This window comes from Pseudomonas sp. MDT1-16 (assembly GCF_054898115.1).
This window is the reverse complement of the sequence record NZ_CM142717.1, coordinates 761,794-787,636: the sequence shown is the minus strand read 5'-3', so window position 1 is coordinate 787,636 and position 25,843 is coordinate 761,794. Positions and strand designations below refer to the sequence as shown.

Sequence of the window (25,843 nt, the reverse complement as noted above, 5' to 3'; positions counted from 1 at the left end):
GAGGCGACGACTCACAGTGCAGTGAAATCGATCACCTGATACAAATCTGCGCCGATGCCGGCAAAACTCAGCATTGCCGGAAGTTGCGCGGCAAAACCCTGGAAACTATGGCCGCCGCCGGCCTGGATGCGCAAGGCACAGGCTCGGTAATACTGCTGGGCGAGGCGGTAGTCCAGCGTTTCGTCGCCGGTCTGCAACCACACCTGATACCGCTGCGGGTCCTGGGGCGCCGGCACTTCCAACTCGGCCAGGGCCGCCACATGGTCGTGGGTCAATTCCCAGGCCTCATCGGTATACAGGTTTTTCTGCGTCCCCAGAAACCCGTCGAACATCCGGTGCGGGCTGACGGCAGGGTTGATCAACAGGGCCTTGAGGCCATGGCGCTCGGCCAAGTGAGTCGCATAGTAGCCGCCGAGTGAGCTGCCGACCAGCAGTGGCCGCCCCAGCGCCTCAATCGCGTTGTTTAGCTGACCGATGGCCTCGCGGGGATGGTGATGCAAGGCCGGAACGCGCAACTGATCGCTCAAGCCCAGACGTTCCATCACTTCGATCAGCTGAGTCGCCTTTTTCGACGAAGGCGCGCTGTTGAAACCGTGGATATAAAGGATCGGACCGGACATTTGAGCTCCCTGTGCGTCGGGTAAAGAAGCGCAGCTTACTGTAGGAGCTGTCGAGTGCAACGAGGCTGCGATCTTTTGATCTTGCTTTTAAAACAAAGTCAAAGGATCGCAGCCTCGTTGCACTCGACAGCTCCTACAGGGCTTTGTCAGTAACCGTTGGAGCCGTAATCAACCTGAAAGTCGAACCCGATCACGCGCTCCACGCCCGTTTCAATCTGCCCATCCGGCAACAGCCGCAACCACCGATACCCCGGCGCCTGTTCACTCACCTTGAAATCATCACTGCCCGGTTCGAACTGAATGCAGGTCGAAGGCGAAGCGATCAACCGCACGCCATTGCGAACCTGGTCGATCTCTTGATGCACATGCCCCCACAAAATAGCGCGAACCTGCGGAAACCGGTCCAGCACCGCAAACAACGCCTCAGGATTTCGCAACCCGATCGGCTCCATCCACGCACACCCGATCGACACCGGATGATGATGGAAGCACACCAGATGATGCCGCTCCGGCGCCTCACTCAACGAACGGGCCAGCAACTGCAACTGCTCATCCTGCAAATACCCTGGCACCGAACCCGGCACGGCCGAATCGAGCAACGTGACGCGCCAGTTACCGACATCCACCACCGGCTCCAGCAACGCACTCTGCACAGCCGCTTCGGCCATGATCTGCGGCTCATCGTGATTGCCGGGAATCCAGCGCGCCGGCGCATCGAGCTGCCGGGTCAGGTCGCGAAACAGCTGATACGACTCCAGCGTCCCGTCCTGAGACAAATCACCGCTGGCGATGATCAGATCAATCTGCGGCTGCTGAACCCGCACCAGCTCGATGACCTTTTGCAGACTATTGCGCGTATTCATGCCCAACAACGTCCCGTCCGTCTCGGCAAACAGATGACTGTCGGAGAGTTGCACCAGCAACGCCGAATCGGCGGTGGTTAATGTGGATACGCTCGGCAAGGCGTTCTCCCAGGGCTGAATCACGGGATTGGATGAGTGCCGCAATTATGCTGGGGGACGATCAAAAGGGGAAACCTGTGAACCTGACGCAGTTCACATCTACCGCTACCGCACAACCGCGTACTCGTGTCCGCAGGCCAGACAATGGCTCAGCCATTCGCCCAAGAACATATTCAGCTGGGCCTTTTCGTCCGGCTGATGCATTGAGGCATTCGGGTAAGGATAGATGCCGCGAAAGCGTCGCGCATGTTCGGCGCTGACCACTTCGGCCATGCACGCGTCGTGATAGACCTGTACTTCCAGTTGCGGCACCGGCAACCACGGCAGGCTGTGTTCCTGGCGCACTTGCAGGGTCGTGGTGTACGGACAGACCTGCAGCACTTCGAGGGCCAACACGCCGAGCATCTGGTCGCCGTGGGTCACGGCAATGCGCCGCGCCTGCGGCTCGTTGCGCATGTCCGGTAGCAGTCGCATCAGGCGCGCGTAGTTGGCCTCGCAGGAGGCTTGCAACCCCACAAGGTCGACCCGATAGCGATCGCGCAGTTTGTTTACGACCATAACCCCCTCACTTCAGCGCGGTTCAAAGCAAGCCATTGCAAAGCAATGATGCTGGCCGCGTTGGCAATTCGTCCGTCGCGTACGGCCTGCAGGGCATCTTCAAAGGCCCAGACCGTGACGCGGATATCTTCTGCCTCTTCCTCCAGCCCATGCAGGCCGCCGACCCCGGTACTGTCGCAGCGCCCCAGGTACAAATGCACGAATTCATTGCTGCCGCCCGGCGATGGAAAATACTGGGTCATCGGCCAGAGCGCCCCGAACACAAGCCCAGCTTCCTCCTGCGCTTCGCGGTGAGCAACTGCTTCCGGTTCTTCATCCTTGTCGATCAGACCAGCGACCAGTTCGATCAGCCATGGATTGTCGATTTTGCCCATGGCGCCGACGCGAAACTGCTCGATCAACACCACTTCGTCACGCTGCGGATCGTAAGGCAGTACGCACACCGCATCGTGGCGAACAAACACTTCACGATTGATCTCGCGACTCATGCCACCGGCGAACAATTCGTGGCGCAAGTGCACGCGATCGAGCTTGTAGAAGCCCTCGTAGCACTTTTCGCGCCTAACGATCTCAACGGCGGTCGGAACGGCGTTGGCAAAATCAGTCATGACAATCCTCTTTACTGCAAATCCGTTACGAGGCTCCTTTTTGTTACTTGCAACCTCGACTTCGCGCCATCCTAACGCGCCCACGGCGTTTGATGCAGCCCCTTTCCAGTCAGCGGGATAGACGGTGAGGGCGAAACCAACTCTAATTAGCTTAGTGGCGAACTGACTGCTTCGTTGAGAGTCGAAGCGGATAGCTTTTCGCCTTTCCCTGTTTTATGAAGGACGCCCATGTCGCTTTTTAAAATCGCCTCCGTGGCCGCAATCGCCCTGACTCTGGGCGCGTGCCAGAGTTTGTTCCAACCCAACTACCGGGCGCCGCTGGAAACCACCCGCGATGCATCGGAACAGTTGAAACCTGGCTGCACCACGCCTGATTGCCCGTTGGTAAACATTGATACGCTGCGCTTCCCAGACGAACCGCAGTTGGACGGCATCCTCGAAAAACGCCTGCTGCAAATGACCCGCACCTCGCCCGACGCCCCAGTGGCGCCGACGCTGGCAGCGTATCGCGAGCAATTTTTGAGCAGTGCCGGCCCGCGCTACAGCAGCTACCTGCAAGCCAAGGTACGTGAGCAGCATGACGGCTTGGTGATCGTCGAATTTTCCAGCTACCTGGACACCGGCGGCGCGCATGGCACGCCGGGCCGCAGCTTCATCAACTACTCACGCCAGCAACACAAGGTGCTGACACTGTCGGACATGTTGGTGCCTGGGCAGGAAGAGGCGTTCTGGAAAGCCGCGCAGGTGGCGCACAACAGTTGGCTGATCAGCACCAAGCTCGATCAGGAGCCGGAGTTTGTGAAGAGCTGGCCCTTCGTGAAAACCCAGAACGTGGCGCTGACCTACGGCGGGGTGATCCTCAAGTACGAAACCAGCACCATCGCGCCTTACGCGCTGGGCCACATCGAACTGAAAATCCCCTACCCACGCCTGAACGGCATTCTCAAGCCCGAGCTGTTTCCTGGCCGTAACTGAAGGCTCGACCCAGCACCAGCTGCAGCAGCCCTGCCAGAATCAGTGACGGCAGGGTTGCACCGATGTCCGGATACAGATTAGCCAGCAAATGATAGGTGCTCACGCCGCCCAACCAGGCGAGCAGCGCCGGCCAGCGCAATGCGGCTGACGCCACGCGAGCACTGCGTTTACGCAGGATGAAGTGATCCACCAACACCACGCCGAACAGCGGCGCAAACACCGAGCCGATCAACAGCAGGAAGTTCTGGTACTGGACCAATGGCGCCAGACAGGCGATCAGGGTGCAGATCACACCGATGGCCAGCGCCAGATGCTCGACTTTCAAGCGCAACAGAATCCCGCTGGAAACGGCCGCCGAGTGAATGTCAGCGAACGCTTTTTCGGACTCATCCAGCAGGATCAGCAGCAGCGGAATCCCCAAACCGGCACCGGCCAATGCCAACAGCAAGGCATTCACTTCACCGCTCGGCGCAAACGCCAGGGTGTAAGCCACACCGAGACTCATCAGCCAGAAGTTACCGATAAAGAAGCCCAGCGCCGTGCCGCCGAACACGTTTTTCGCACGCTTGCCGAAACGTGAGTAGTCGGCAATCAGCGGCAACCACGACAGCGGCATAGCGATGGCAATGTCGAAGCCCACGGCGAACGACATCGAATCATCACCGGCCTGCGCCCACAACGCGGCCAGATCGGCTTTGGCAAACAGGTTCCAGGTCAGCCAGATGCACGCGGCCAGCAGCAGCCAGATGCCCCACTTGCGCAGGATCTGCCGCACAAACGTCAGCGGGCCGCTGACGGCCAGCAAGGTTGCCAAACCGCCAAAGAACACGGTCCAGAGCAGCGGATTCGACAGCAGACTGCCTTCACTGAACGCCCGCGCGCCGAGCAGACTGGCGGCGTCGCGCATGACAATGATTTCGAACGAGCCCCAACCGATCAGTTGCAGCAGGTTCAGCACGGCCGGCAGGCTCGCGCCTTTTGCACCGAGGCTGAGTTTGAGCGCGGCCATCGACGACAGACCGGTGTCGCTGCCGATCACGCCAACGGCAGCCAGCAACAGAACGCCAGCCAGGGTGCCGAGGAAGATGGCCAGCAACGAGCCGGACAGACCCAGACCTGGCGCGAGCAATGCACCGGTCTGCAGGACCATCAGGCCGATGCCGAGGGAGAACCACAGGGAAAACAGATCGCGACCGCCGAAGACACGTTTGTCGGTGGGCACCGCGATATCAGGGGAATACGTGCTGGGTTGAATGCTCAAGGTGTTATCTCAGAGGGACATTTGTTGTGATCGTTCCCACGCTCCGCGTGGGAATGCAGCCCGGGACGCTCCGCGTCCCAAAGCGTGACGCAGAGCGTCACAAGAGGCATTCCCACGCAGAGCGTGGGAACGATCAGTACGGGATCAAACCTTCTTGTACAGCTGGCTGCCTTCCTGCTTGAACCGCTCAGCCTGTTCCGCCAATCCCTGGGCGACTTCGGCGTCGACGGTTTCGATCCGTTGGTTGGCCGCGTATTCGCGGACTTCCTGGGTGATTTTCATCGAGCAGAATTTCGGCCCGCACATGGAGCAGAAATGCGCGACCTTGGCCGAATCCTTCGGCAGGGTTTCATCGTGATACGAACGAGCGGTGTCCGGATCAAGACCCAGGTTGAACTGATCTTCCCAACGGAATTCGAAACGCGCCTTGCTCAAGGCATTGTCGCGGATCTGCGCCCCCGGATGCCCCTTCGCCAGATCGGCGGCATGCGCGGCGATCTTGTAGGTGATGATCCCGGTCTTCACGTCATCTTTGTTCGGCAGGCCCAAGTGTTCCTTCGGCGTCACGTAGCACAGCATGGCGCAACCGAACCAGCCGATCATCGCCGCACCGATGCCGGAGGTGATGTGGTCGTAGCCTGGCGCGATGTCGGTGGTCAGCGGGCCGAGGGTGTAGAACGGCGCCTCGTCGCAGCACTCCAGCTGCTTGTCCATGTTCTCTTTGATCAACTGCATCGGCACGTGGCCCGGGCCTTCGATCATGCACTGCACGTCGTGCTTCCACGCAATTTTGGTCAGCTCGCCGAGGGTTTCCAGCTCACCGAATTGTGCAGCGTCGTTGGCGTCGGCAATCGAGCCCGGACGCAGGCCGTCGCCCAGCGAGAAGCTGACGTCGTAGGCCTTCATGATTTCGCAGATGTCTTCGAAATGGGTGTAGAGGAAGTTTTCTTTGTGGTGCGCCAGGCACCACTTGGCCATGATCGAACCGCCACGGGAAACGATGCCGGTCACGCGTTTGGCGGTCAGCGGCACGTAGCGCAGCAACACGCCCGCGTGAATGGTGAAGTAATCGACGCCCTGCTCGGCCTGTTCGATCAGCGTGTCGCGAAACAGCTCCCAGGTCAGGTCTTCGGCAGCGCCGCCGACTTTTTCCAGGGCCTGATAGATCGGCACCGTACCGATCGGCACTGGCGAGTTGCGGATGATCCACTCGCGGGTTTCGTGAATGTGTTTACCGGTGGACAGGTCCATGACCGTGTCCGAACCCCAGCGAATGCCCCAGGTCAGTTTCGCCACTTCTTCTTCGATGGACGAACCCAAGGCACTGTTGCCGATGTTGCCGTTGATCTTCACCAGGAAGTTACGGCCGATGATCATCGGTTCCAGTTCGGTGTGGTTGATGTTGGCCGGAATGATCGCGCGACCGCGGGCGATCTCTTCACGGACGAATTCGGGGGTGATGATTTTCGGCACGCTGGCGCCGAAGCTGTGACCGGCATGTTGCTGGTCCAGCAGGCCGGCGGCGCGAGCCACTTCAAGCTTCATGTTTTCGCGGATGGCGACGTATTCCATCTCGGCGGTGATGATGCCTTTGCGGGCGTAGTGCATCTGGCTGACGTTGGCACCGGCCTTGGCCCGGCGCGGGTTGTTCACGTGAGCGAAACGCAGCTTGGTCAGCTCCGCATCGGCGAGACGTTCCTGGCCGAAGTTGGAACTCAGACCCGGCAGACGCTCGGTGTCGCCACGGGATTCGATCCAGGGCGAACGCACATCGGCCAAGCCTTTGCGCACGTCGATGATGACGTTGGGGTCGGTGTACGGGCCCGAGGTGTCGTACACAACCACCGGCGCATTGATCTCACCGCCGAAGTCGGTCGGGGTCACATCAAGGCTGATTTCGCGCATCGGCACGAGGATGTCCGGGCGAGTGCCCTGAACATAGATTTTTTGCGAGCGAGTAAAAGGCTGAACCGATTGCTGATCGACCTTGGCCGAGTCACTCAGGTTGGTTGCGATTTTTGGTTTTGTAGTCATCACGGGCTCTCCAGACACATCCAGGCAGTGGATTTTTGTCGGAGTGAACCTGTCATCGAATGGACGCACGGGCGCTGGGGAAACCAGCAGTGCTGTGCTCAGTGCTCGAGGGGTGTTCGATTGTCGAACAACATCCCGGACGAAGCACAAGAGGACTCGCCGGGTGACGAGAAATCTTGTTCCCTACGCAGGCGCTAACCTGATCAGGTTCAACGGGATCCGAAATTATTCGATCTCAGCCTCATAGCAAGGCACCCCGACAAGAACCCGGCCAGTCTAGACACAACGGACAAAGAACGCCAACACCGCGGTAAACACCATGATGAATGGCGCAATTAACGGATTGTTGCCGTTCGCGCGCACCACTACACTCGCTACGCTGTGCCGCGCCTTGACGCTGTATGGCGCTGCGCCGTACCTTTGGCGCTCAAATTATCAGCGTAATTTTTTAGGGATCGCCTCATGCTGCGCAAACTCTCACTGGCCCTTGCCGTGTCTTGTGCGTCCAACGGAATGGCCTGGGCAGCAGAAGCGCCCTTATCGACCAAAACCGATCTGGTCAGCGTCTACCAGGAAGCGGTGGACAACAACGCCGACCTGGCTGCCGCTCGCGCTCAGTACGGCGCGCAGAAAGAAGTCGTGCCCCAGGCCCGCGCCGGGCTGCTGCCGAACCTCTCCGGCGGTGCCGAAGTGGCCAACGTACGCACCTCGATCGACCAGCCCTCGGCCGTTGCCAGTCGCAGCGCCCATTCCTATCAGGCGACCTTGGCCCAGCCACTTTTCCGTGCCGATCGCTGGTTCCAGTATCAGGCCGCCAAGGACGTCAACGAACAGGCTGCACTGCAACTCTCGGCGACCGAGCAGAACCTGATTCTGCAAACGGCCGAAAGCTATTTCAACGTGCTGCGCAGCCAGGACAATCTGGCCTCGACCAAGGCCGAAGAGGCAGCGTTCAAACGCCAGCTCGATCAGTCCAACGAGCGCTTCGACGTCGGCCTCTCGGACAAGACCGACGTGCTGCAATCGCAAGCCAGTTACGACACTGCGCGAGCCAACCGGATCGTCGCGCAGCGCCAGGTGGATGATGCGTTCGAAGCCCTGATCACCCTGACCAACCGTCAGTACAACTCGCTCCAGGGCATCGTCCACACGTTGCCGATTCTGCCGCCGGCACCGAACGACGCCAAATCCTGGGTCGACACCGCCGCCAAACAGAACCTGAATTTGCTGGCCAGCAACTACGCCGTCAGCGCCGCCGAAGAAACCCTCAAGCAGCGCAAGGCCGGCCACGCGCCCACCGTCGACGCCGTGGCGAAATACGAGAAGGGCGACAACGACGCCATGGGTTTCAGCAACCCGAACGCCTTCGGTCAGCCTTACAGTGGCAACGTCGAGCAAACGACGGTGGGTCTGCAACTGAATATCCCGATCTACAGCGGCGGCTTGACCACTTCACAGGTTCGCGAGTCTTACTCGCGCCTGGATCAAACCGAACAACAGCGCGAATCCCTGCGTCGGCAAGTGGTAGAAAACACCCGCAACCTGCACCGCGCGGTGAACACCGACGTCGAACAGGTGCAAGCGCGCAAGCAGTCGATCATCTCCAACCAGAGCGCCGTGGAAGCGACCGAAATCGGTTATCAGGTAGGCACGCGAAACATTGTCGACGTGCTGGATGCACAGCGTCAGCTCTACACCTCGGTGCGCGACTACAACAACACGCGCTACGACTACATCCTCGACAACCTGCGCTTGAAGCAGGCCGCCGGTACCTTGAACCCGGGGGATTTGCAAGACCTGGCGCGTTATCTCAAGGCTGATTACAACCCGGACAAAGACTTTCTGCCACCGGATCTGGCCAAGGCAGCGGCGGATCAGCTCAAAGCGCGGCCGTAAAACTAAAAGATCGCAGCGCTGTAACAGCATCAAGAAACCCGCAGAAATGCGGGTTTTTTATGGCTGAAAATTGGCTACTGATTTTTGGGCGTTTCAAAACCGCGCTGCTCAATCACCCGAAATACATCGCTTATATCCTGGACCATAATCCGAGCGATGTTGGTGACGGTGTTAATGTCGTTCTCGGCGTAGTCCGGCAGGCTTGTGCAGGCCATCAGATGCAAGTATTTGAGGACGGCATTGAGGCGTTCGCTGACGCAGTTGTGGAGTTCGCGTAGCGGGGCGTCGCTGTCGATGAGCAGGACGGGGTAGTCGGTGGCGAATTGGGACATGGGGGTGAAGCGGCGTGGCGGGTTATTCATTGGCATAAGTAAAACTCCTCGAATCTAAAAGAAGAGCTACTTCCGTTCGCTGCGAAACGAATGGGGTGGTAGCTGTGTGCGGGTTCGCAGACCGAGGATACGAGGAACCCGGCAGACCCGAAGGTCTCCCACACACAACCACCATAAAACGGACTACGAGCGCTGATGCGACCGTCGTTGCTTTTATGATGCTCGGTTACACGTATCGTAAGGGCTGCGAAACCCTATCGCTGACTGTTGTCGGCGACGTGGCGAACTATAAGCGGCGACTTTGGCGGCTGCAACCGGGGTGTAGGACCAAGCACGTCATTGTGGCGATGGAGTGGCCGCCCCGTTCGGCGGCGCAGCCGTCGTAAGTCGGGCGGTGCGGTATGTCAGCAGGAATGCGGTGGCAGGGTTTGGGGCTGCTTCGCAGCCCAAGGAGGGCAGGTCCCCTCGCCACAATGGGAGCAGTCCTACACGTATTGCAGACATGAAAAAAATCAAAAGATCGCAGCCTTCGCGGCGCCTACTTTTGGGAAACAAACCTGCCTTTACGCGTTCCTTGCGGATAAATAGAGCGCGTTGCCTTGTCCAGGTGACCACCCTGACGCACAAAACTGACCGCTTCGTTATTACGACGACTGCGCATCCAGGTGATCCATTGCAACAGTTCAGGGTGCCCCAACGTTTCAATCAACAACAAAAACTGCTCACGCCAGCGTGTACTGCCGCCCATGCCCAGCCCTGAGCGCCGTTTAAGGTCCGGAATACTTTGGCCATCCATCACCCCTTTCACGAAATCGACCCAGAGTTCAGGTCGAATCATCCCGACCAGCGGTGTCCCGGACAGAATGGAAAAGCAGGTCACGCAGGGATCGCACTTGAACTTCGGGCGAATGCCTTTAATTCGATAGGTCCGCGTTCCCCCACACCTTGGGCACGTCGCGTGCTGTGCGTTCAGCGTCGTTTCAATCCAAGTGATGACCGCTTGCTGTTGCGCTGCAATGTGGTCGGGTGGTTGCAGGTTTTCCCGGTAATGGCGTGTCGTCCACCACTGATGCAAATCAGGACACTCCTCAGCCATCACCTCTCGAACCGCCTGCCCCCAGCTGAAGTAGACCTTGTGGTTCACCCCCAAACGAGGCGCGATCTGGACGCTGGACCACCCGGCCAGCAGGTACACGGCAAACGTTGACCACAGGTCCATCCGGCGCAGGTGTGCAAAGGGCGAATCGCTCAAGCTGTTGCAACTCTTGCGACAGGAACCGCAGTAGTAACGCGGGAGCCGTTGTAGAGCCGAATGATTTTGCAGGGTCACGTTGGTGTTGCCACACCAGGGGCAGTACTTCACTCGCCGATGCGGCAATTCGTGCAGATAGCGAATCAAACGATCGGCGTCGGGACGCAGGTTCGCCGGGAGGCATACGTCGTAGTCCGGTAGTTCGCCGTGTCCGGGAGTTGGTAGTGAGGGAAGTTGAGACATTACAGTTTCTAAGACTGTTCCATAAGCAACGCTTGTTCCGCCTGTGCGGCCAGTTCAGCCTCGCGTTTGGCTATGGCTTCTTCCAGCTCTGGAGAGCGTTTGGCCCACTGCTCGGGGGGTAATGGTTTTGACCATTCGATGATGTCGGGATAGGACAGGTCTGGCGGCGGGTTCAGTTTCCACCGTTCAAGGACGTCGATCAGCAGCGTGTTGAAAATGAAGATCCCGCAGAAACCTTCCCACAAGATGGTTAAAGGCCAACCTCTCAATTTTGCGGCTTTCACAAGATCGTCCAGGTAGGTCGCCCATATCCCTTTAGACCTGTCGAAACGTGCCGTCTGATCCTCAACAGCCGCCGGACCAATCTCCATGTAACTGCGCATGCACTCCCACAAGGCCATCGCCGTGGTGCCGCCACCACAGTTGAAGCCTAGGGAGAAATGCTTGTTGTCGTCCTTGGCCAGCGGGTCTGGGTTTTCGAAACCGATGATCAGTAAACCCATCGTGGCTTTACCCGCCTGACTGACCGACGAGTGCTGTGTGGCGGCGGCCGTCACGGTTTCCCAAGGGACGATCCAGTAGTTGCCATCGTCGCGGGGGACGCAGACTTCTCGGCGTTGTCGATTGAAGCGCACCGGTAAAGGGACTTCGCGGAAGAGGCCTTGGATCAAAATCAGCGTAGGAACGCCCAAAATAACTGCCCCTAGTAACAAAATATCTTGACTGAAATCAGAGTCGAGATTTCGAGTGAAGAAAGACATGGCTAAAACCACCATCAGCGACGGCCACATCACCATCACCGTAGAACCGATGCTGTAGCTACCAATATCGAGAAACGCCTCGTTCTTGCGCCAAATGGTGTTGAGCACATCAGAGGGTTTTCTGCCCGTAGGAATCGGTAACGGCGCCAAATAGTCATTGCGCGAAAACGTCCGCTTTTTCGTGGTGCCTGCCGGTGGCGTGCTCATGCCGCATCCCTTGCCTGCATGGCGAGTTCAGCTTCGCGTTTGGCTATGGCTTCTTCCAGCTCTGGGGAGCGTTTGGCCCACTGTTCCGGGGGTAATGGTTTTGACCATTCGATGATGTCGGGATAGGGAAAGTCGGGTGGCGGCGATAACTTCCAGGCTTCCAACATCATTGCCAGCGGAGCACCTAGAAGTACGGCCGCAATTACCAGCCACAATGCTTTGCCAACTTCCTGCGCTACCAGGTATTGCCTGATGCCATCTACATATTCACAACAAATGCCCCAAAAGACGCTCCTACCCCGCAGCTTTTCTCGTCCGCCCTCAAAGTCATTTGTGATTGGAAGAACCTGCGGCCCAATCTCCATGTAACTGCGCATGCACTCCCACAACGCCATCGCCGTGGTGCCGCCACCACAGTTGAAGCCCAGCGAAAAATGCTTGTGATCTTCCTTGGCCAGCGGGTCCGGGTTTTCGAAGCCGATGATCAATAAACCCATCGTGGCTTTACCGGCCTGGCTGACCGACGAGTGCTGGGTGGCGGCGGCGGTCACGGTTTCCCATGGGACTATCCAATATTCGCCGTCGCGGGGTACGCAGACTTCGCGGCGTTGTCGATTGAAGCGCACGGATAAAGGTACTTCGCGAAACAGGCCTTGGATCAGCAGAAAAATTGGGATACCCATGATGCAGGCGCCCAAAATCAATGCATCAGGATCATTGAAGATGTAGCCCATTCCCAAGAACAGCACCACCATCGGCCACATCACCATCACCGCCGAGCCGATGCTGTACCTACCAATATCGAGAAACACCTCGTTTTTACGCCAGATGGTGTTGAGCACGTCCAATGGATTCTCTCCCGTAGGAATGGGTAACGGCGCCAAGTAGTCATTACGCAAAAAAGTGCGTTTTTTCGTGGTGCCTGCCGGTGGCGTGCTCATGCCGCATCCTTGGCCTGGGTGGCCAGTTCAGCCTCGCGTTTGGCTATAGCTTCTTCCAGTTCCGGGGAGCGTTTGCCCCACTGCTCAGGAGGTAAGGCTTTTGACCATTCGATGATGTCGGGATAGGGCAGGTCTGGCGGATAAGAAAGCTTCAAGTCCTGAAGTTTCTCTGCCAAATACGTCCCCAAAATAGTAATACAAAATATTCCCCATAAAACGCCTAACAAGTTACCTTTACGCAAGTCGGTGATGATCGAACCAATTTGCGTTTCTTCGTAGGGTGCAACGCCAACCCGACTTTCAGGGACAGCCTCCGGACTAATTTCCATGTAACTGCGTATGCACTCCCACAAGGCCATGGCCGTGGTGCCGCCACCACAGTTGAAGCCCAGGGAAAAATGCTTGTTGTCTTCCTTGGCCAGTGGGTCTGGGTTTTCGAAACCGATGATTAGTAAACCCATCGTGGCTTTACCGGCCTGGCTCACCGACGAGTGCTGTGTGGCGGCGGCTGTCACGGTTTCCCAAGGGACGATCCAGTAGTTGCCATCGTCGCGCGGTACGCAGACTTCTCGGCGTTGCCGGTTGAAGCGCACTGGAAGTGGCACATTTCGGAACAGTCCCTGGATCAACAATAGCGCTGGAATACCTGTGATAATTGAGCCTGCTATCAATATGTCTTGGCTAAAGTCCCCAGAGGCGATACTGCGTGTGAAATAAGCCATGGCTAAAAACAGTATCACTCCTGACCACAGCACCATCACCGCCGAACCGATGCTGTAGCTACCAATATCGAGAAATACCTCGTTCTTGCGCCAGATCGTGTTAAGCACGTCCTGAGGTTTTTCTCCCGTAGGAATCGGCAACGGCGCCAAGTAGTCATTGCGCGAAAATATCCGTTTTTTCGTGGTGCCTGCGGGTGGCGTGCTCATCGTTTGCCCTTGGGTTGCAGGTAAATGGCGCCGGGGTGGTCCTCGCCGAGCGGGTAGTTCGGTACACGATCCAGCTTAGGTGTCGGGTCGGCCCACAGCGCTATCACGTCAGTGTCGTGATTCAGGGTGAAAGCAAGCCCGCGCTCGCCGCCGATAAAGGTTCGAGCGCCGAGCATGGCGGTCAATGGCGTGCGATAACGCAATCGGAGCGAAACAGTACTGGGTGTCGTGCCCAATACGTTGGTTAGTTCTTTGAAGGGGCCACTCAAGCGTAGGCCCTGACCTTCTTTGTGCGGTATCCACTGACAGACGCTGCTGGACAACCAGTGAGGCGTCATGTCTCGCCAGGGGCGCGGTGGTTTGTAGTTATTGGTCGGGCTGTTTTTGATCAGATCGCGGTAGCCCAGGGTATCCACCGGGTCACCGACCATGCTCAGTTCCAGATAGGCACTACCCGGCTCCGCCCCCGGCAAATCGATGGCCAAAGCATTAATGGAACTGACGGAAGTCAGCCCGGATGGGCCATTGCCACTGCCCACCATCGAGTTACTTTGCATGCTGACCCGAGGCGCATAAAGGATGAAGTACAGCCGGTCGAGTTCGTCCTGTTGGGCTTTAGGTGCGATAGGCTCCAGATCGATAGCCCGCGCTTTTGACCAGCAGCAGAAGTTCAGGAAGTTTTGCAACGGGGTCTGCTTTAAGAACGTGGTGATCAGGTGCAGAACACCCAGCACGAGAATGAGCCAGTTCAACGGCCCCATGTACAGCGCGTAACGCGAGATGGCGGCTTCGGCTGTTATTGAACCTGCCAAGGCGCGGGCAGTGTAGCCAAACCCTAACAGCGCTTGGGTGCCAAAAGCCGCTACTTGCCCACCGACCACTATCTGGCGCATCCCCAGCCACGGGTCGACTCGGTTTTGGGCATTTTCGAGTTGTATTTGCAGAGACTTGAACTCCGCCATCGCTGCAGCGGTGGACAATCCACCAATCACCCCACCAAACAGAGTCAGAGTCGGGGCCATTGTCCGTCCCTTCCCAATTTCTTTGACCCCCAACCCCTTCCGCACCTGGTTATCAACCACCGCCACCAACGCTGCGGCAGCATATAGCGTGGCGGAGGCCGTATCGTATTGGCGCTGGTCGTCCATCCCCTCCAACACCCCGGCCTCACTCAAATAGTTATGCGCATTCAGCACGTTCAACAACAACGCCGCCAACGGCACCACCCCGCCACTATTGGCCACAACAGGCGAGTTAACTATCCGCCCAACCCGCCCCGCACCAATCGCCTTCCCGGTCGCCTTCGCCCAGTCGCCCAGCGCTTCACCCTGTTGCCCCAACAACTTCCACACCTGCCGGCCGGCCTCGGTCACGAACTGCAAACGCGTGTCGCTATCCAGACGCGCGGCGATGAAGACGCCCATCCATGAGCCGCTAAAGTTGTTGCCCCCCTTGAGCAACAACAGCGAAGCCGCCAGCCGGTTGACCAACACACTCCATTGGCTGCTCGCGTCTCGGGCCATCGCCGCGATGTCTTCCAGAACCACTGCGCTCAACGGCGCCAATGCCTGATGGGTGGCGCTGATGTTGTCGGAGGCCAGTGCCGCCATCAACTCGCCCAGGCGAGAGGTGTTGTTAATGGCCGCATCGATTGAGGGCGTCCAGGCGTTGAACAGTTGGTTCAGGGCACCGCCGTCGGCGGCTCGCACGTAGTCCGCATATTGCTCGGCGCCCTGAGCGCGCAGGCATTGGGCGGTCAGGCAGCCGGTGGCCAGTTCGGTCAGCCAGTGGCGAGTATCCAGGTCGGAGTAATCGACAAACCAGGTGCCGCTGAGCGAGCGGTTGAGGTACACGCCCCGGTCGGCAAACAACGCGGTGTGACGCTGTTCGATCTGTTGGTAGTGCGCCGCTGCGGTCTGTGCGAACCAAGTGTTCATCGCATCGAGGTCGATGTATTCGCCGACCTTGGCACTAAAGTAATGATTGTTGAGGTTGGCGTGCTTTTCGGCGCGGTATTCGCGGACGACGAATTCTACGTCGGTGTACAAGTCCGCCGGAATAAAGGCCCGTACCGGAGCGACGATGGCTGCGATTCGTGCATCCCGGGCAGCGGCTTCGGCCTGAGTGGGCTGACCGCCGTATTGACGGGCCCGGGTTTCAGCCTTGAGTTCTTCATCCAGCCGATGCTGGGTGTCGAGCATGACTTGGCCCTGTTCGGGCGTGAGGGTGATTTCGCGAGCCTTGTAGCGGTAGCTGATGGACCCGGCCAGTTCGGCGCCATCTTCACTGATCAGGCTGCGCACAAACCCGCCGATGCTCAGCCGAACATTATTCTCGCCCAACCATTTTTCGTGACCAGCCTCAACCCATTCCTGCTCGTGATTGATGTCACGCAGCACGCCCAGGTCGTCATCCAGGCATGCGAACACGGGAAATAATTCCTTGGCCTGTGACTTGGCGCTGTCCAACCAATCCTGAGTGCCCTGGCCATCCCATGGTTCGGCGCTCCACTCGCCTGGCAGCTGGTTGCGGGCGCCGGGATATTGGGCGATGGCTTTCTCGCGCTCACGCACGCGGTGCATGGCGTCGGTGTAGGCCTTGATGTTGACCGGCGTCGGGTCTTTCATCACGGTTTCGCCCAGCGCGCCGGTATCCTCAGCGCCCCATTGCGGGTCAGCTTTCATGGACTGGGCGAAGGTGCTGGGGATGAGTTCGGCCATGACCTCAACGGCTTTTTCCAGCGGCGGGCAATGCTCGGCTTGCAGTTCGTTGGCCACGGTGCGCAAGGCCACATGGCGCATGTGCGCACGACGTTTGGCGCTGCTGTCGCTTAGCGACTGGCAGTGCTCGGGGTTCAATGGGAACTCGCTGTAGAGCATCCACGCGTCGTGGATTTTTTCCAGGGCCAGGCCCGTCAGTGTGCCGTCGAGCACCGGGGTCGCATCGGCGTCGAGCGCTTGCTCTTTGAGCAGACCATTCGGCGAGACGGCATACCGTTTAAGGGGGCCTTTGTCCTGCCACAGATAAACAAACCCGGCCCGCAAGCGACGCGCCGCCATGGGGCGGCTTTGCGTGGTGACGCCGGGAATGCAGCAAGGACTGTCGGCTTTTTCTTCAGCCAAGGCATAGCGCACGGGGACCACGAACAGCTCGGATTGGCTGGCTGGGCACGGCGCTATCGGGCTGTTGATGTCGACATGAGGCTGAGCCTTGGCGGCGCGTTCGGCCTGAGCGGCTCGGTCGATCATCGCCAGTTTTTCTGCGCTCATACGCCGGACTCCTTGTCGGTGAGCTGCTGACGCGTCAGTTCGGCATTCAGGTTATCCAGCCGTTGCTCGAGCGATACACCGGGCTCGGCCAACATCCTCCGGTAAGCGGCGTGATCAGGTGCATCGGGGAAGTCGGTGCCCAGCACCGCGTGGAAGCGAGCCCAGAGCAGGACTTCATCGATGGCGCTGTACCCGTGACGCCCGGCACGGTGCTGGCAGTGAGACGCCCACTGTTGCAGTGCAAAGGCGTCCAGTCCTTGCAGGTATTCGGAAAAGTACTGCTGGCAGTGTTCGATCAACCGTTGGGCGAAGCGCTGCCGTTGGGCGGTGCCCAAGTACTCCAGTTGCTCCGCAGACAGGAACAACCAAGGCTCATGCGCATACGGTGCAGCGGGTTGATCCGGATGTTCTTGGTGGATATCCAGTTCCGGGAGCCGGATCAGTCGCACCGGCCCCATCAGGCGATCACGCTCGCAGGCGGGCAACTGCGCTAGCCACAATGCCGCGATACGCGGGTCGTGGTAACGGAACAAGACCGTGATATCCCCTTCGACACGAACGTGAATCAGGCTACGTAAATGCTCAAGCACCACAGCTTCTTGCGCCTCTGACTCCAGCCAGATGCCACACATCGCGCTCCAGTCCCGAAAAAAGGTCTGGGCCAGCGGGCTATTGGTAGCAACAGGCACCAAGACCGGCCCGACTTCCTCCAATGGCCCATAAGCGGTGTTTTGGAAAAGCGATTGGAATGTCGTGCTCCCCAGCTCAAATAGACGCTCGGGCAGACGTTCAATCTGGGCACGATCCAACAGCAGGTAAGCCTGATTCATGCCGTCATCTCCGCCAGTTTTTGACACACGGCACAGATCGGCGCTGCCTGCTGCGCAGCCTGAGTCAATGCCAGTTTTTGCGCGGCCAGCGATGGCGCAATCAGGGCCTGCGCAGCCACCGGAACCAATGAAAGCGCGGGTTGAACAGGCGCACCGGACACCGGCGCCCCACCTTCAACAATGGCCACGCTGCTGAAGATCCCGCCCGAGCTGATCACGACGTGGTGACCGCCAGCCTTGAGCGTCAGGCTCATCCCCGCATCAATCACCACGTTGACAGCGGTGACGTGGGCTTGTGAACCGGCCTGAATCACCCACGTGCCGCCTGCCGTGGTGCTGCTGTTTCCGGCAACGGAGATCAGCTCGTTGCCGCCGATCACTGTATTGCGCGCGCCTTGGGTGGTGTGCAACTCGTCGCCCTTGATCAGACTGGCGCTGTGGTTGCCCACCTGTTCGAAACGGTCGTTGCTGATCAGGCTGTGGCTGTCCCGAGTGATCTGTTCGCGACGGTCGTTGCCGATCTGGGTGTCGCTGTCGTTGAGGATCAGTTGCTCGATATCGCGCTGGGCGCGCAGGTAGATTTTTTCCTGCCCGGCGCGGTCCTCAAGCGACAGTTCGTTGTAACCACCGGTGTGCGGAGAGCTGTGGCTGCGCAGCACGGTTTTGGTTTTGTGCTCGGGCAACGAATACGGCACGGAGGTGACGGTGTTGGCCACACACCCGGTGATCAACGGTTGGTCGGGATCGCCTTCCAGGTAGGTGACGACGACTTCCATGCCGATGCGCGGGATGGTCACCGAACCAAAATTTTCCCCGGCCCAACTGGAGGAAACCCTTAGCCAGCAACTGCTTTTTTCGCTGTTGAGTTCGGTCCGATCCCAAGGCAGCTCGACACGGACACGGCCATATTCATCGCAATAAATCTCTTCGCCGACCGGCCCGGTCACGCGAGCGGTCTGGCTGACCAGCACGGTTTTGCGTGAGCGCATCGGCGGTCGGTAAAACACGTCCCAGGGAATGGCGCTGAAGCGGTTGCGATAGCCTTGGGTAAAGCCGTCCTCGGGTTTGACGTCGCTGGTGATGGCCTCTTCCAGTGACTGAGGTTGCTTTCCAGCGTGCGTCACGCTGAGCAACAGCCACAAATCGTTGCAGGTTTTGCGCGGGTGTTCGGTCAGGTCGAACAAGTGACCGCAGCGCAGCGTGGGCTGATCACTTTTGCCCTCGGTCAACTGGTAATCGGCACGGTGCCGCTCCAAGGCCTGACGAGCGAGTTGTTTACCGCGTTTTTCGTTCTCGATTAATGCGGGGTAACGATAGTCTTCAAGCTCTGGGCTGAACTCGGCGGTGAAGCGACTCTCCAGCAGCAGACTCGGCCGTTTCAGGTCATAGTCCCGGCGCGTGACCGTGCTGGTGCGGGTGCTGAAACGCATGGAAAACTGGCTGACCACCGGGTGCTCTGCCACCATGCCGGAGTCTTGCTGATAAGGGGTTTCGCCCAGTGTGGGGAACCAGGTCTGGTCGTCGGTGAACACCAGCAGATGACCGTCTGCCGAGTGCTGGTGATGCCACGCGATGCCGTCCTCGGCGCACAGCCTCTGGACTAGCTCGAAGTCGCTTTCCCCATATTGCGTGCAGTACTCGCGCTCGGGGCTGGTGCTGACATGGAAGGTAAACGCATCGGCCTGAATGCCGTGACCCTTGACCACCTGAGCGATGATTTGCGGCACCGTCAGGTTCTGGAAAATCCGCTGATTGTGGCTGAACTGCAAGTAGTGCAGCGCCGGTACCAGGGTCAGGTGATAACGGGTCAGGCGTTTGCCGGCTTCACCGACAAACACCTCTTCGATGCGACCGTGAAGGCCTTCGCCGTTAAGACCGAACTGGAGAAATGCAGGTTGGCTGAGCAGACTCTCCAGATCAAAATCAGGGTGTTCGCTGACCAGTTCAACCTGGATCGCGTACAAAGCACTGATGGCCTCTACACCGTCAAAGACGAGCACTTTGAAATCGTTACGAACAGCGGGGATGTGCAGCGCGAAATGCGCCGTATTGGTCGACCCGAACATACGCTTATCCTTAAGCAAAGAGGAAATGAAGCGCGATGTCCAAACCGTCCATGGTCTGTGCACGCGAAATTGGCGGGCACGTTATCAACGGGGGGAAAAGATTAATGTAGGAAGGGTCTTTGAATAGGGTCAGACCTTTCCGCTTTGCAAGCCGTTACGTCAATGAATAGAGGGGTGGCGAAAACGATACCCGCGATGGCGCCTTCAAGATCGCCATCGCCGGCAAGTCGCATCGCCGCACCGCGTGCGCCTACAGGTTAGCGCTGAATCAACCTGTCCAACCCATCCAACAACCGCTGCAAAGCCCCTTGATTACTGCGCATCACGTTCAGCCCCGCCTCCGCCATCCGCTGCGCATCCCGTGGCAACTCGAACAGCCGCTGCAACGCCAGCGCCAAACCTTCGGCATCCTCTACTTCCTGCAACGCCCCGGCACTGCGCAACTGCGCGGCGATTTCGAGGAAGTTAAACAGGTGCGGCCCGCTCAACACCGGTTTGGCCAGAGCAGCCGGTTCCAGCAGGTTATGCCCGCCGTTCGGCACCAGACTGCCGCCCACAAAAGCGCTGTCAGCCAAGGCATACAGAAACAGCAACTCACCCATGGTGTCGCCCACCAGCACCGAAGTCTGCGCGGTGACAGGGTCGCCAGTGGACCGACGCACCGAGGCGAAACGCTGCTGCTGACACAACTCGAACACCGAATTGAATCGCTCCGGATGACGCGGTACCAGAATCAGCAACGCATCGGGATGATTGGCCAGCAACTGGCGATGAGCCGCCAGCACCACCTCGTCTTCGCCTTCGTGGGTACTCGCAGCGATCCACACCGGACGCTCCTGGGCCTGCCATTGCGCCCGCAACTCGGCGGCACGCTGGAGCAGTGCCGGGTCGATGGTCAGGTCGAATTTGATCGAGCCGGTCACTTCCACGGTTTGCGACCGCGCACCCAAATCGCGGAAGCGCTGGGCCTCGGTCTCGGTCTGCACCGCGAACAGGCTCATCTCGGCGAGCATCGGTTGAGTCAGTTTGCCGAAGCGGCCATAGCCCTTGGCCGAACGTTCGGACAGCCGCGCATTGGCCAGTGCCACGGGAATCCCGCGCCTGGCGCATTGATGGATATGGTTCGGCCAGAGCTCGGTTTCCATGATCACCGCCAGTTTCGGTTGGACCCGATCAAGGAATCGCGCCGCAGCGCACGGCAAGTCGTAAGGCAAATAGCAGTGCTGGATGCGCGGCTCGTTGGCGAACAACGCCTGGATTCGCTCGGACCCGGTCGGGGTCATGCAGGTCACGGTAATGGGCAACTGTGGATAACGTTGCAGCAAGGCGCGAATCATCGGCGCCGCGGCAATGCTTTCACCCACCGACACTGCGTGCACCCAGATACCGCCGGGCTTCATCACCGGCAGTCCAAGGGAGAAACGTTCGCCAATGCGTTTGGCGTACGCCGGCGCCTTGCGCGACCGCAGCCAAAGCCGAATCGCTACCAATGGCAGCCCCAGGTAAAACAGCGCGGTGTAGAGAGTTCTATTCATGGCGGCGGAGTTTATCGGTTTTTTCGCCGATCGCCTGCAGGTGCACGGCAAAACGTTCCGCCAACCAACGAGCCGCCGGACCCAGAGGCTCATCGCGGCGCCAGACCAGCTCCACCACCAGCGCTGGCGGGGTCCATTCGCTGACCAGTTCGACCATCAAATCCTGATACGCCGGATACTGCACCACGTGGCGCGGCAGCCAGGCCCAGCCGAGGCCGCGCACCAGCCATTCAGCCATCACGTAAAAACTGTCGGCCCGCCAGACTTGCGGGCTGGCGGGCTCGCTTCCGGGATAGACACTGGACTGTGTGGACATCAGCAACTGACGATGCTGCGCCAGCTGCTGGCAATCGACGTGAGCCTGTTCCGCCAGTGGATGGCCGACGCCGCACACTGTGACCATTTCGACGCTGCCCAATACCCGCCGCTCGAGCGCTTCAGGAATCTGGTCGTGATAAAACAGCAGCCCCAGATCGGCCCGACGTTCCACCAGTTTGCGCGCAACATCGCCCTGGGCGGCGCTGGTCAGTTGCACTTCAAGGCTGGGAAATTGCTGAGCCAGGGCTTCGAAGCTTTCGATAATCGGTTGATAGGGCATCGCCTCATCCTGAGCCACACGCAAACGCGCCTCCTGGCCGCGCATCATTGCCAGCGCCCGACCGTTAAGGCGTTCGCATTGGCGCAGCACTTCCCGCGCCTCGTCCAGCAACGCGTTACCAGCCTCGGTGAGTTTCGGCTGGCGGCCGCTGCTACGATCGAACAGGCTGACGCCCAGGTCCTCTTCGAGCAGCGCAATCGAACTGCTGACCGCCGACTGCGCCTTGCGCTGATCCCGCGCCACCGCAGAAAACGAACGCTGCTCCGCTACGCTGACAAATAGCCGCAGCTGCTCCAGATTCCATTGCATATTCATGGCTCAACCCATCTTCAGAACAGATAGGTAATGACTTTACCGCATCTGGAGAATCTATAGAATGCCGACCTCAGAAAGCAACACTTCACACGAGGATGCACCTATGACCGCTTACTACTACCTGGCCATCGCCATCTGCGCCGAAGTGATCGCCACCGTTTCGATGAAAGCGGTCAAAGGCTTCAGCACCCCACTGCCACTGTTGTTGGTCATCGTCGGCTACGGCATCGCCTTCTGGATGCTTACGCTGGTGGTGCGCAGCGTTCCGGTGGGCGTCGCTTACGCAGTGTGGGCCGGCATGGGAATCGTGATGGTCAGTGTGGCGGCGCTGTTTATCTACGGGCAGAAGCTGGATGTGCCGGCAATGCTGGGGATGGCGCTCATCGTATTGGGCGTCGTAGTGATTCAGCTCTTCTCCAAAACCGCCGGCCACTGATGCACGCTTTTATGTAGCAGCTGCCGAAGGCTGCGTTCGAGGACGAAGTCCTCGCCTTCAATCCATCTGAAGAATCGCGTCGTCAGGTTTACGACTGCTACGCAGCCGGACGCAGCCTTCGGCAGCTGCTACATAGCGTTCGGCATGAATCTGTATACTGCGCCCTCGTCTTGAACACTGAGGTCGCTGCATGCCATCCGTTATTTCCACCGACGTTCTGATTGTCGGCGCTGGTGTTGCCGGCCTCTGGCTGAATGCGCGCCTGCGTCGCCAGGGTTTTTCGACCGTGTTGGTGGAAAGCGCCAGCCTCGGCGGCGGGCAAAGCGTGAAGTCCCAGGGCATCATCCACGGCGGCGCCAAGTACGCGTTGCATGGCGCCCTGACCGGTGCATCGGAAGCCATCGCCGACATGCCTCGCCGCTGGCGTGAAGCCCTGGCCGGTGACGGCGAGCTGGACCTGACCGGTGTGCGCCTGTTGTCCGAAGCCCATTACCTCTGGTCCCCCGGTACGATCGCCGGCAACCTCACCAGTTTCTTCGCCAGCAAAGCGGTGCGCGGCCGCGTTGATCAGGTCAAGGGTGAGCAACTGCCACCGGCTCTGCAAGACAAGCGCTTCAAGGGCAAGGTCTATCGTCTGGCGGAACTGGTAATCGACGTGCCGAGCCTGATTCAACGCCTCGCCGATCTGGCGGGTGATGGTTTGCTCGCTGGCCAGAAAATCGAACCGTTGCGGGAAGGTGGCGTGCTGGTCGGCCTCAAAGTCGACGAGCGCGAGATTCGCGCCCAGCGCATCGTCTTGAGTGCCGGTGCCGGTACGGCGGCGTTGCTCGAAACGCTGGGGCTGAGACAGCCCGCCATGCAACGCCGGCCGCTGCACATGATCATCGCCAAAGGCCCGGGCCTCAAACCGCTGTACGCCCACTGCCTGGGCGGCGGCACTAAACCGCGCATTACCGTCACCACCCATCCGGCCGCCGATGGCCAGTGGGTCTGGTACCTGGGCGGCGATATCGCCGAAGCAGAAGGTGTCGATCGTGAACCCGCGGCACAAATCGCCACGGCGCAGAAAGAACTCGGCCAGTTACTGCCATGGATCGACCTGAGCACCGCGCAATGGGCGACCTTGCGAGTGGATCGCGCCGAGCCGCTACAATCGGGCCTGACTCGCCCCGACAACGCGTTTCTTGCCGAAGAGGGCCGGTTGCTGGTCGGTTGGCCGACCAAACTGGCCCTCGCGCCGGACTTCGCCGACCGGGTCATCGCCTCCTTGCAGCGCGACGGCATCCAGCCAAGCCACTCGGCACCGCTGCCCGACCTGCCAAAACCGCCGATGGGCGTCCCTGCCTGGGAGCAACTGCTGCCATGAGCCAACCGACCCTGCACGATCTGCATCGCCCGCTGGGCAGCACCGGCCTGCTGGTTTCGCCACTGGGCCTGGGCACCGTGAAGCTCGGCCGTGACCAAGGCGTGAAATACCCCAACGGTTTCCAGATTCCCGATGACGACGAAGCGCGCATGCTGCTCAAACTCGCGCGCGACCTGGGTATTAACCTGATCGACACCGCCCCGGCTTATGGCCGCAGCGAAGAGCGCCTCGGCCCGTTGCTGCGCGGGCAGCGTCAGGATTGGGTGATCGTCAGCAAGGTCGGCGAAGAGTTTACTGACGGCCAGTCGAGTCACGATTTCAGCGCCGCCCACACGCGATTGTCGGTGGAACGCAGCCTGCAACGCTTGGAAACGGATTGTATCGACCTGGTGCTGGTGCACTCCGACGGCAACGACCTGGCGATCCTCAACGACAGCGAAGTCTATGCGACCCTCGTGGCGCTGAAGAGCGAGGGCAAGATTCGTGGCTTCGGTTTTTCCGGCAAAACCGTCGAAGGCGGTTTGAAGGCTCTGGAACAAGGTGATTGCGCCATGGTCACCTACAATCTCAACGAACAGAACGAGAAGCCGGTCATTGACTATGCTGCTGCTCACGGCAAAGCCATTCTGGTCAAAAAAGCCCTCGCCAGCGGCCACGTCTGCCTGAGTCCGGGCGTGGACCCTGTTCGCGCCAGCTTCGAGTTGTTGTTTGAACATCCGGGTGTTGCCAGTGCTATTGTCGGGACCATCAATCCGCTGCACCTCGCCCATAACGTCGCGACCGTTGCCCAGGTCCTACGTAGAAACTGATGCCGCCCACGCGGCCTTAAGCAGGAGCCGACATGCCGCGTACGCTCATAAGAAAGAACCCGAGCAACTTCAAGACCCTGCCGTTATTCGTCGAAGCGACTCCCGAAGGCCTGAGTTATCAAAGCGTCGGGATGCCGCTGAACTTCTCCCAGACCCTGCAACGTCGCCGCCCGGTGACGGTGACAGACACCGAGCGGTTTTCCCTTGAGCTGGCCAATCTTGGGGTCTCGGTGCGCCTGACCCTGCATTGGCAAAATCGCGACTACTGGGTGCTGGTCCGTCAGCGTCGGCAGGATCGTGGCGATGTGGTGCTCAAGCTGATCTCCGGTTACGTGCCAGCCCATGAGCTGAACCTGCCGCTGCACACGGCGATCCAGGAGATTGCCGAAGAGTGCTTGTTGGAAACGCCGGAAGGCTGGCTCGGCGGGCGCTTCAACGACACTTGGCTGCCGGCGCCCTACTCGTCCGCGCTGCATTATCGCGAGGCTTTGCCGTTTCGCCTGACGCCGCTGTCTGGTTCGGCGCGGCCAGTGCGTTGCGCCAAGATGCAGTTGATCGAACGCCCGCGGGCTTACGTGCATTTGCCGACGGCCTCGCTGCAATTGATCTATGACTTGCGCCTGGACGTGCCCAAGGAAGCCAAATCCTTGAGTTTGTTTCATGTCGACGAGCGATTGGAAGGCGATCAACTGGTGGCCCGCCTCGATCGCAAACGCCCCGATCTGTATTTAATGCCACTGCAGGACGGCCAACCGATGGCTGAACTCTATACCTTGAAAAAGGATCAGCTGTACCCGGCGAGTACTCGCGGGTTGTACCTGGCAGAGAGTTTTGCCCAGCAGGAAGGCTGGCTGGTGCGGGACGAGCGGATTCGCTGGAAGGATTGGGTGCGGCAACAGGGCTTGAGCCCACCGGGAAAGGATTCCGGATTAGCCCGGTTGCGTGGGAAGGCGAAGCAACTGCTGAAGAAGATCGTGCCGCGTAAAAAAGTCAGCTCTTGAAAGCAAAAAATCGCAGCCTTCGGCAGGCTGCGATTTTTT

The 25,843-nt window shown here is 59.3% G+C and carries 22 protein-coding genes and 1 riboswitch; of the genes, 6 read left to right on the top strand and 16 right to left on the bottom strand.

The genetic code is table 11. From position 1 onward, the window contains the following. Nucleotides 1-11 precede the first annotated feature (11 nt). The 4 genes from ACYZT3_RS03520 to ACYZT3_RS03505 form a co-directional block, all read right to left on the bottom strand. A complete protein-coding gene (locus ACYZT3_RS03520) occupies nt 12-620 on the bottom strand; it encodes a YqiA/YcfP family alpha/beta fold hydrolase (RefSeq protein WP_462031521.1) in 609 nt (202 codons plus the stop codon). A gap of 146 nt (nt 621-766) precedes the next feature. After that, nucleotides 767-1,582 carry a 3',5'-cyclic-AMP phosphodiesterase gene (gene cpdA / locus ACYZT3_RS03515; protein ID WP_462031520.1) on the bottom strand — a complete coding sequence of 272 codons (816 nt, stop codon included), beginning with the start codon at nt 1,580-1,582 and terminating at the stop codon, nt 767-769. Nucleotides 1,583-1,687: 105 nt separating this feature from the next. Continuing rightward, nucleotides 1,688-2,140, bottom strand: a complete 453-nt coding sequence (locus ACYZT3_RS03510) for a DUF1249 domain-containing protein (protein ID WP_282376656.1) — start codon at nt 2,138-2,140, stop codon at nt 1,688-1,690. Continuing rightward, entirely contained in the window at nt 2,131-2,748 is a 618-nt protein-coding gene (locus ACYZT3_RS03505) for an NUDIX domain-containing protein (protein WP_282376655.1), read from the bottom strand. The genes ACYZT3_RS03510 and ACYZT3_RS03505 overlap by 10 nt, the downstream gene beginning before the upstream one ends. Before the next feature lie 228 nt (nt 2,749-2,976). On the opposite strand from ACYZT3_RS03505, the gene ACYZT3_RS03500 reads away from it, so the two are divergent. Then, nucleotides 2,977-3,723, top strand: a complete 747-nt coding sequence (locus tag ACYZT3_RS03500; protein WP_462031519.1) for an RsiV family protein — start codon at nt 2,977-2,979, stop codon at nt 3,721-3,723. Here the strand turns inward: ACYZT3_RS03500 and cytX are convergent. Beyond that, nucleotides 3,692-4,984, bottom strand: a complete 1,293-nt coding sequence (cytX, locus tag ACYZT3_RS03495; protein ID WP_462031518.1) for a putative hydroxymethylpyrimidine transporter CytX — start codon at nt 4,982-4,984, stop codon at nt 3,692-3,694. The genes ACYZT3_RS03500 and cytX overlap by 32 nt on opposite strands. 144 nt (nt 4,985-5,128) lie before the next feature. Further along, on the bottom strand, nt 5,129-7,018 hold the full coding sequence (thiC, locus tag ACYZT3_RS03490) for a phosphomethylpyrimidine synthase ThiC (RefSeq protein ID WP_282376652.1): 1,890 nt from the start codon (nt 7,016-7,018) through the stop codon (nt 5,129-5,131). A gap of 163 nt (nt 7,019-7,181) precedes the next feature. Beyond that, a riboswitch (TPP riboswitch) is annotated at nt 7,182-7,287 on the bottom strand. A 193-nt stretch (nt 7,288-7,480) separates the two neighbouring features. Between thiC and ACYZT3_RS03485 the strand changes: the two genes are divergently transcribed. Beyond that, nucleotides 7,481-8,914, top strand: coding sequence for a TolC family outer membrane protein (locus ACYZT3_RS03485; RefSeq protein ID WP_462031517.1), 1,434 nt, complete (start codon nt 7,481-7,483; stop codon nt 8,912-8,914). Between the two features lie 74 nt (nt 8,915-8,988). On the opposite strand, the gene ACYZT3_RS03480 is transcribed toward ACYZT3_RS03485, so the two are convergent. From ACYZT3_RS03480 to ACYZT3_RS03435, 10 genes are all read right to left on the bottom strand, one after another. After that, nucleotides 8,989-9,282 (bottom strand): fructose-bisphosphate aldolase, encoded by a 294-nt coding sequence (locus tag ACYZT3_RS03480; protein WP_282376650.1) that lies wholly within the window; start codon nt 9,280-9,282, stop codon nt 8,989-8,991. A gap of 502 nt (nt 9,283-9,784) precedes the next feature. Next, a complete protein-coding gene (locus ACYZT3_RS03475) occupies nt 9,785-10,741 on the bottom strand; it encodes a transposase (protein ID WP_462031516.1) in 957 nt (318 codons plus the stop codon). Nucleotides 10,742-10,749: 8 nt separating this feature from the next. Continuing rightward, the gene (locus ACYZT3_RS03470; RefSeq protein ID WP_462031515.1) at nt 10,750-11,709 is read right to left on the bottom strand and encodes a hypothetical protein; all 960 of its coding nucleotides are present in this window, start codon (nt 11,707-11,709) and stop codon (nt 10,750-10,752) included. After that, nucleotides 11,706-12,650 (bottom strand): hypothetical protein, encoded by a 945-nt coding sequence (locus ACYZT3_RS03465; protein ID WP_462031514.1) that lies wholly within the window; start codon nt 12,648-12,650, stop codon nt 11,706-11,708. Before ACYZT3_RS03465 ends, ACYZT3_RS03470 begins: the two co-directional genes overlap by 4 nt. Beyond that, entirely contained in the window at nt 12,647-13,579 is a 933-nt protein-coding gene (locus tag ACYZT3_RS03460; RefSeq protein ID WP_462031513.1) for a hypothetical protein, read from the bottom strand. Before ACYZT3_RS03460 ends, ACYZT3_RS03465 begins: the two co-directional genes overlap by 4 nt. Beyond that, on the bottom strand, nt 13,576-16,848 hold the full coding sequence (locus ACYZT3_RS03455) for a toxin VasX (protein WP_462031512.1): 3,273 nt from the start codon (nt 16,846-16,848) through the stop codon (nt 13,576-13,578). The genes ACYZT3_RS03460 and ACYZT3_RS03455 overlap by 4 nt, the downstream gene beginning before the upstream one ends. Then, on the bottom strand, nt 16,845-17,678 hold the full coding sequence (locus ACYZT3_RS03450) for a DUF4123 domain-containing protein (RefSeq protein WP_462031511.1): 834 nt from the start codon (nt 17,676-17,678) through the stop codon (nt 16,845-16,847). Before ACYZT3_RS03450 ends, ACYZT3_RS03455 begins: the two co-directional genes overlap by 4 nt. Continuing rightward, a complete protein-coding gene (locus tag ACYZT3_RS03445) occupies nt 17,675-19,744 on the bottom strand; it encodes a type VI secretion system Vgr family protein (protein ID WP_462031510.1) in 2,070 nt (689 codons plus the stop codon). Before ACYZT3_RS03445 ends, ACYZT3_RS03450 begins: the two co-directional genes overlap by 4 nt. 257 nt (nt 19,745-20,001) lie before the next feature. Continuing rightward, entirely contained in the window at nt 20,002-21,279 is a 1,278-nt protein-coding gene (gene waaA / locus ACYZT3_RS03440; RefSeq protein WP_462031509.1) for a lipid IV(A) 3-deoxy-D-manno-octulosonic acid transferase, read from the bottom strand. Continuing rightward, a complete protein-coding gene (locus tag ACYZT3_RS03435) occupies nt 21,272-22,192 on the bottom strand; it encodes a LysR family transcriptional regulator (RefSeq protein ID WP_282382426.1) in 921 nt (306 codons plus the stop codon). The genes waaA and ACYZT3_RS03435 overlap by 8 nt, the downstream gene beginning before the upstream one ends. Nucleotides 22,193-22,295: 103 nt before the next feature. Here ACYZT3_RS03435 and ACYZT3_RS03430 point away from each other — a divergent pair, with 103 nt between their 5' ends. From ACYZT3_RS03430 to ACYZT3_RS03415, 4 genes are all read left to right on the top strand, one after another. Beyond that, a complete protein-coding gene (locus ACYZT3_RS03430; RefSeq protein WP_008004867.1) occupies nt 22,296-22,628 on the top strand; it encodes a DMT family transporter in 333 nt (110 codons plus the stop codon). 190 nt (nt 22,629-22,818) lie between these two features. Beyond that, nucleotides 22,819-23,994, top strand: a complete 1,176-nt coding sequence (locus ACYZT3_RS03425; RefSeq protein WP_282382425.1) for an NAD(P)/FAD-dependent oxidoreductase — start codon at nt 22,819-22,821, stop codon at nt 23,992-23,994. Next, entirely contained in the window at nt 23,991-24,803 is an 813-nt protein-coding gene (locus ACYZT3_RS03420; RefSeq protein ID WP_462031508.1) for an aldo/keto reductase, read from the top strand. The genes ACYZT3_RS03425 and ACYZT3_RS03420 overlap by 4 nt, the downstream gene beginning before the upstream one ends. A gap of 32 nt (nt 24,804-24,835) precedes the next feature. Continuing rightward, a complete protein-coding gene (locus ACYZT3_RS03415) occupies nt 24,836-25,804 on the top strand; it encodes a metal ABC transporter ATPase (RefSeq protein WP_282382423.1) in 969 nt (322 codons plus the stop codon). Nucleotides 25,805-25,843: the final 39 nt, after the last annotated feature.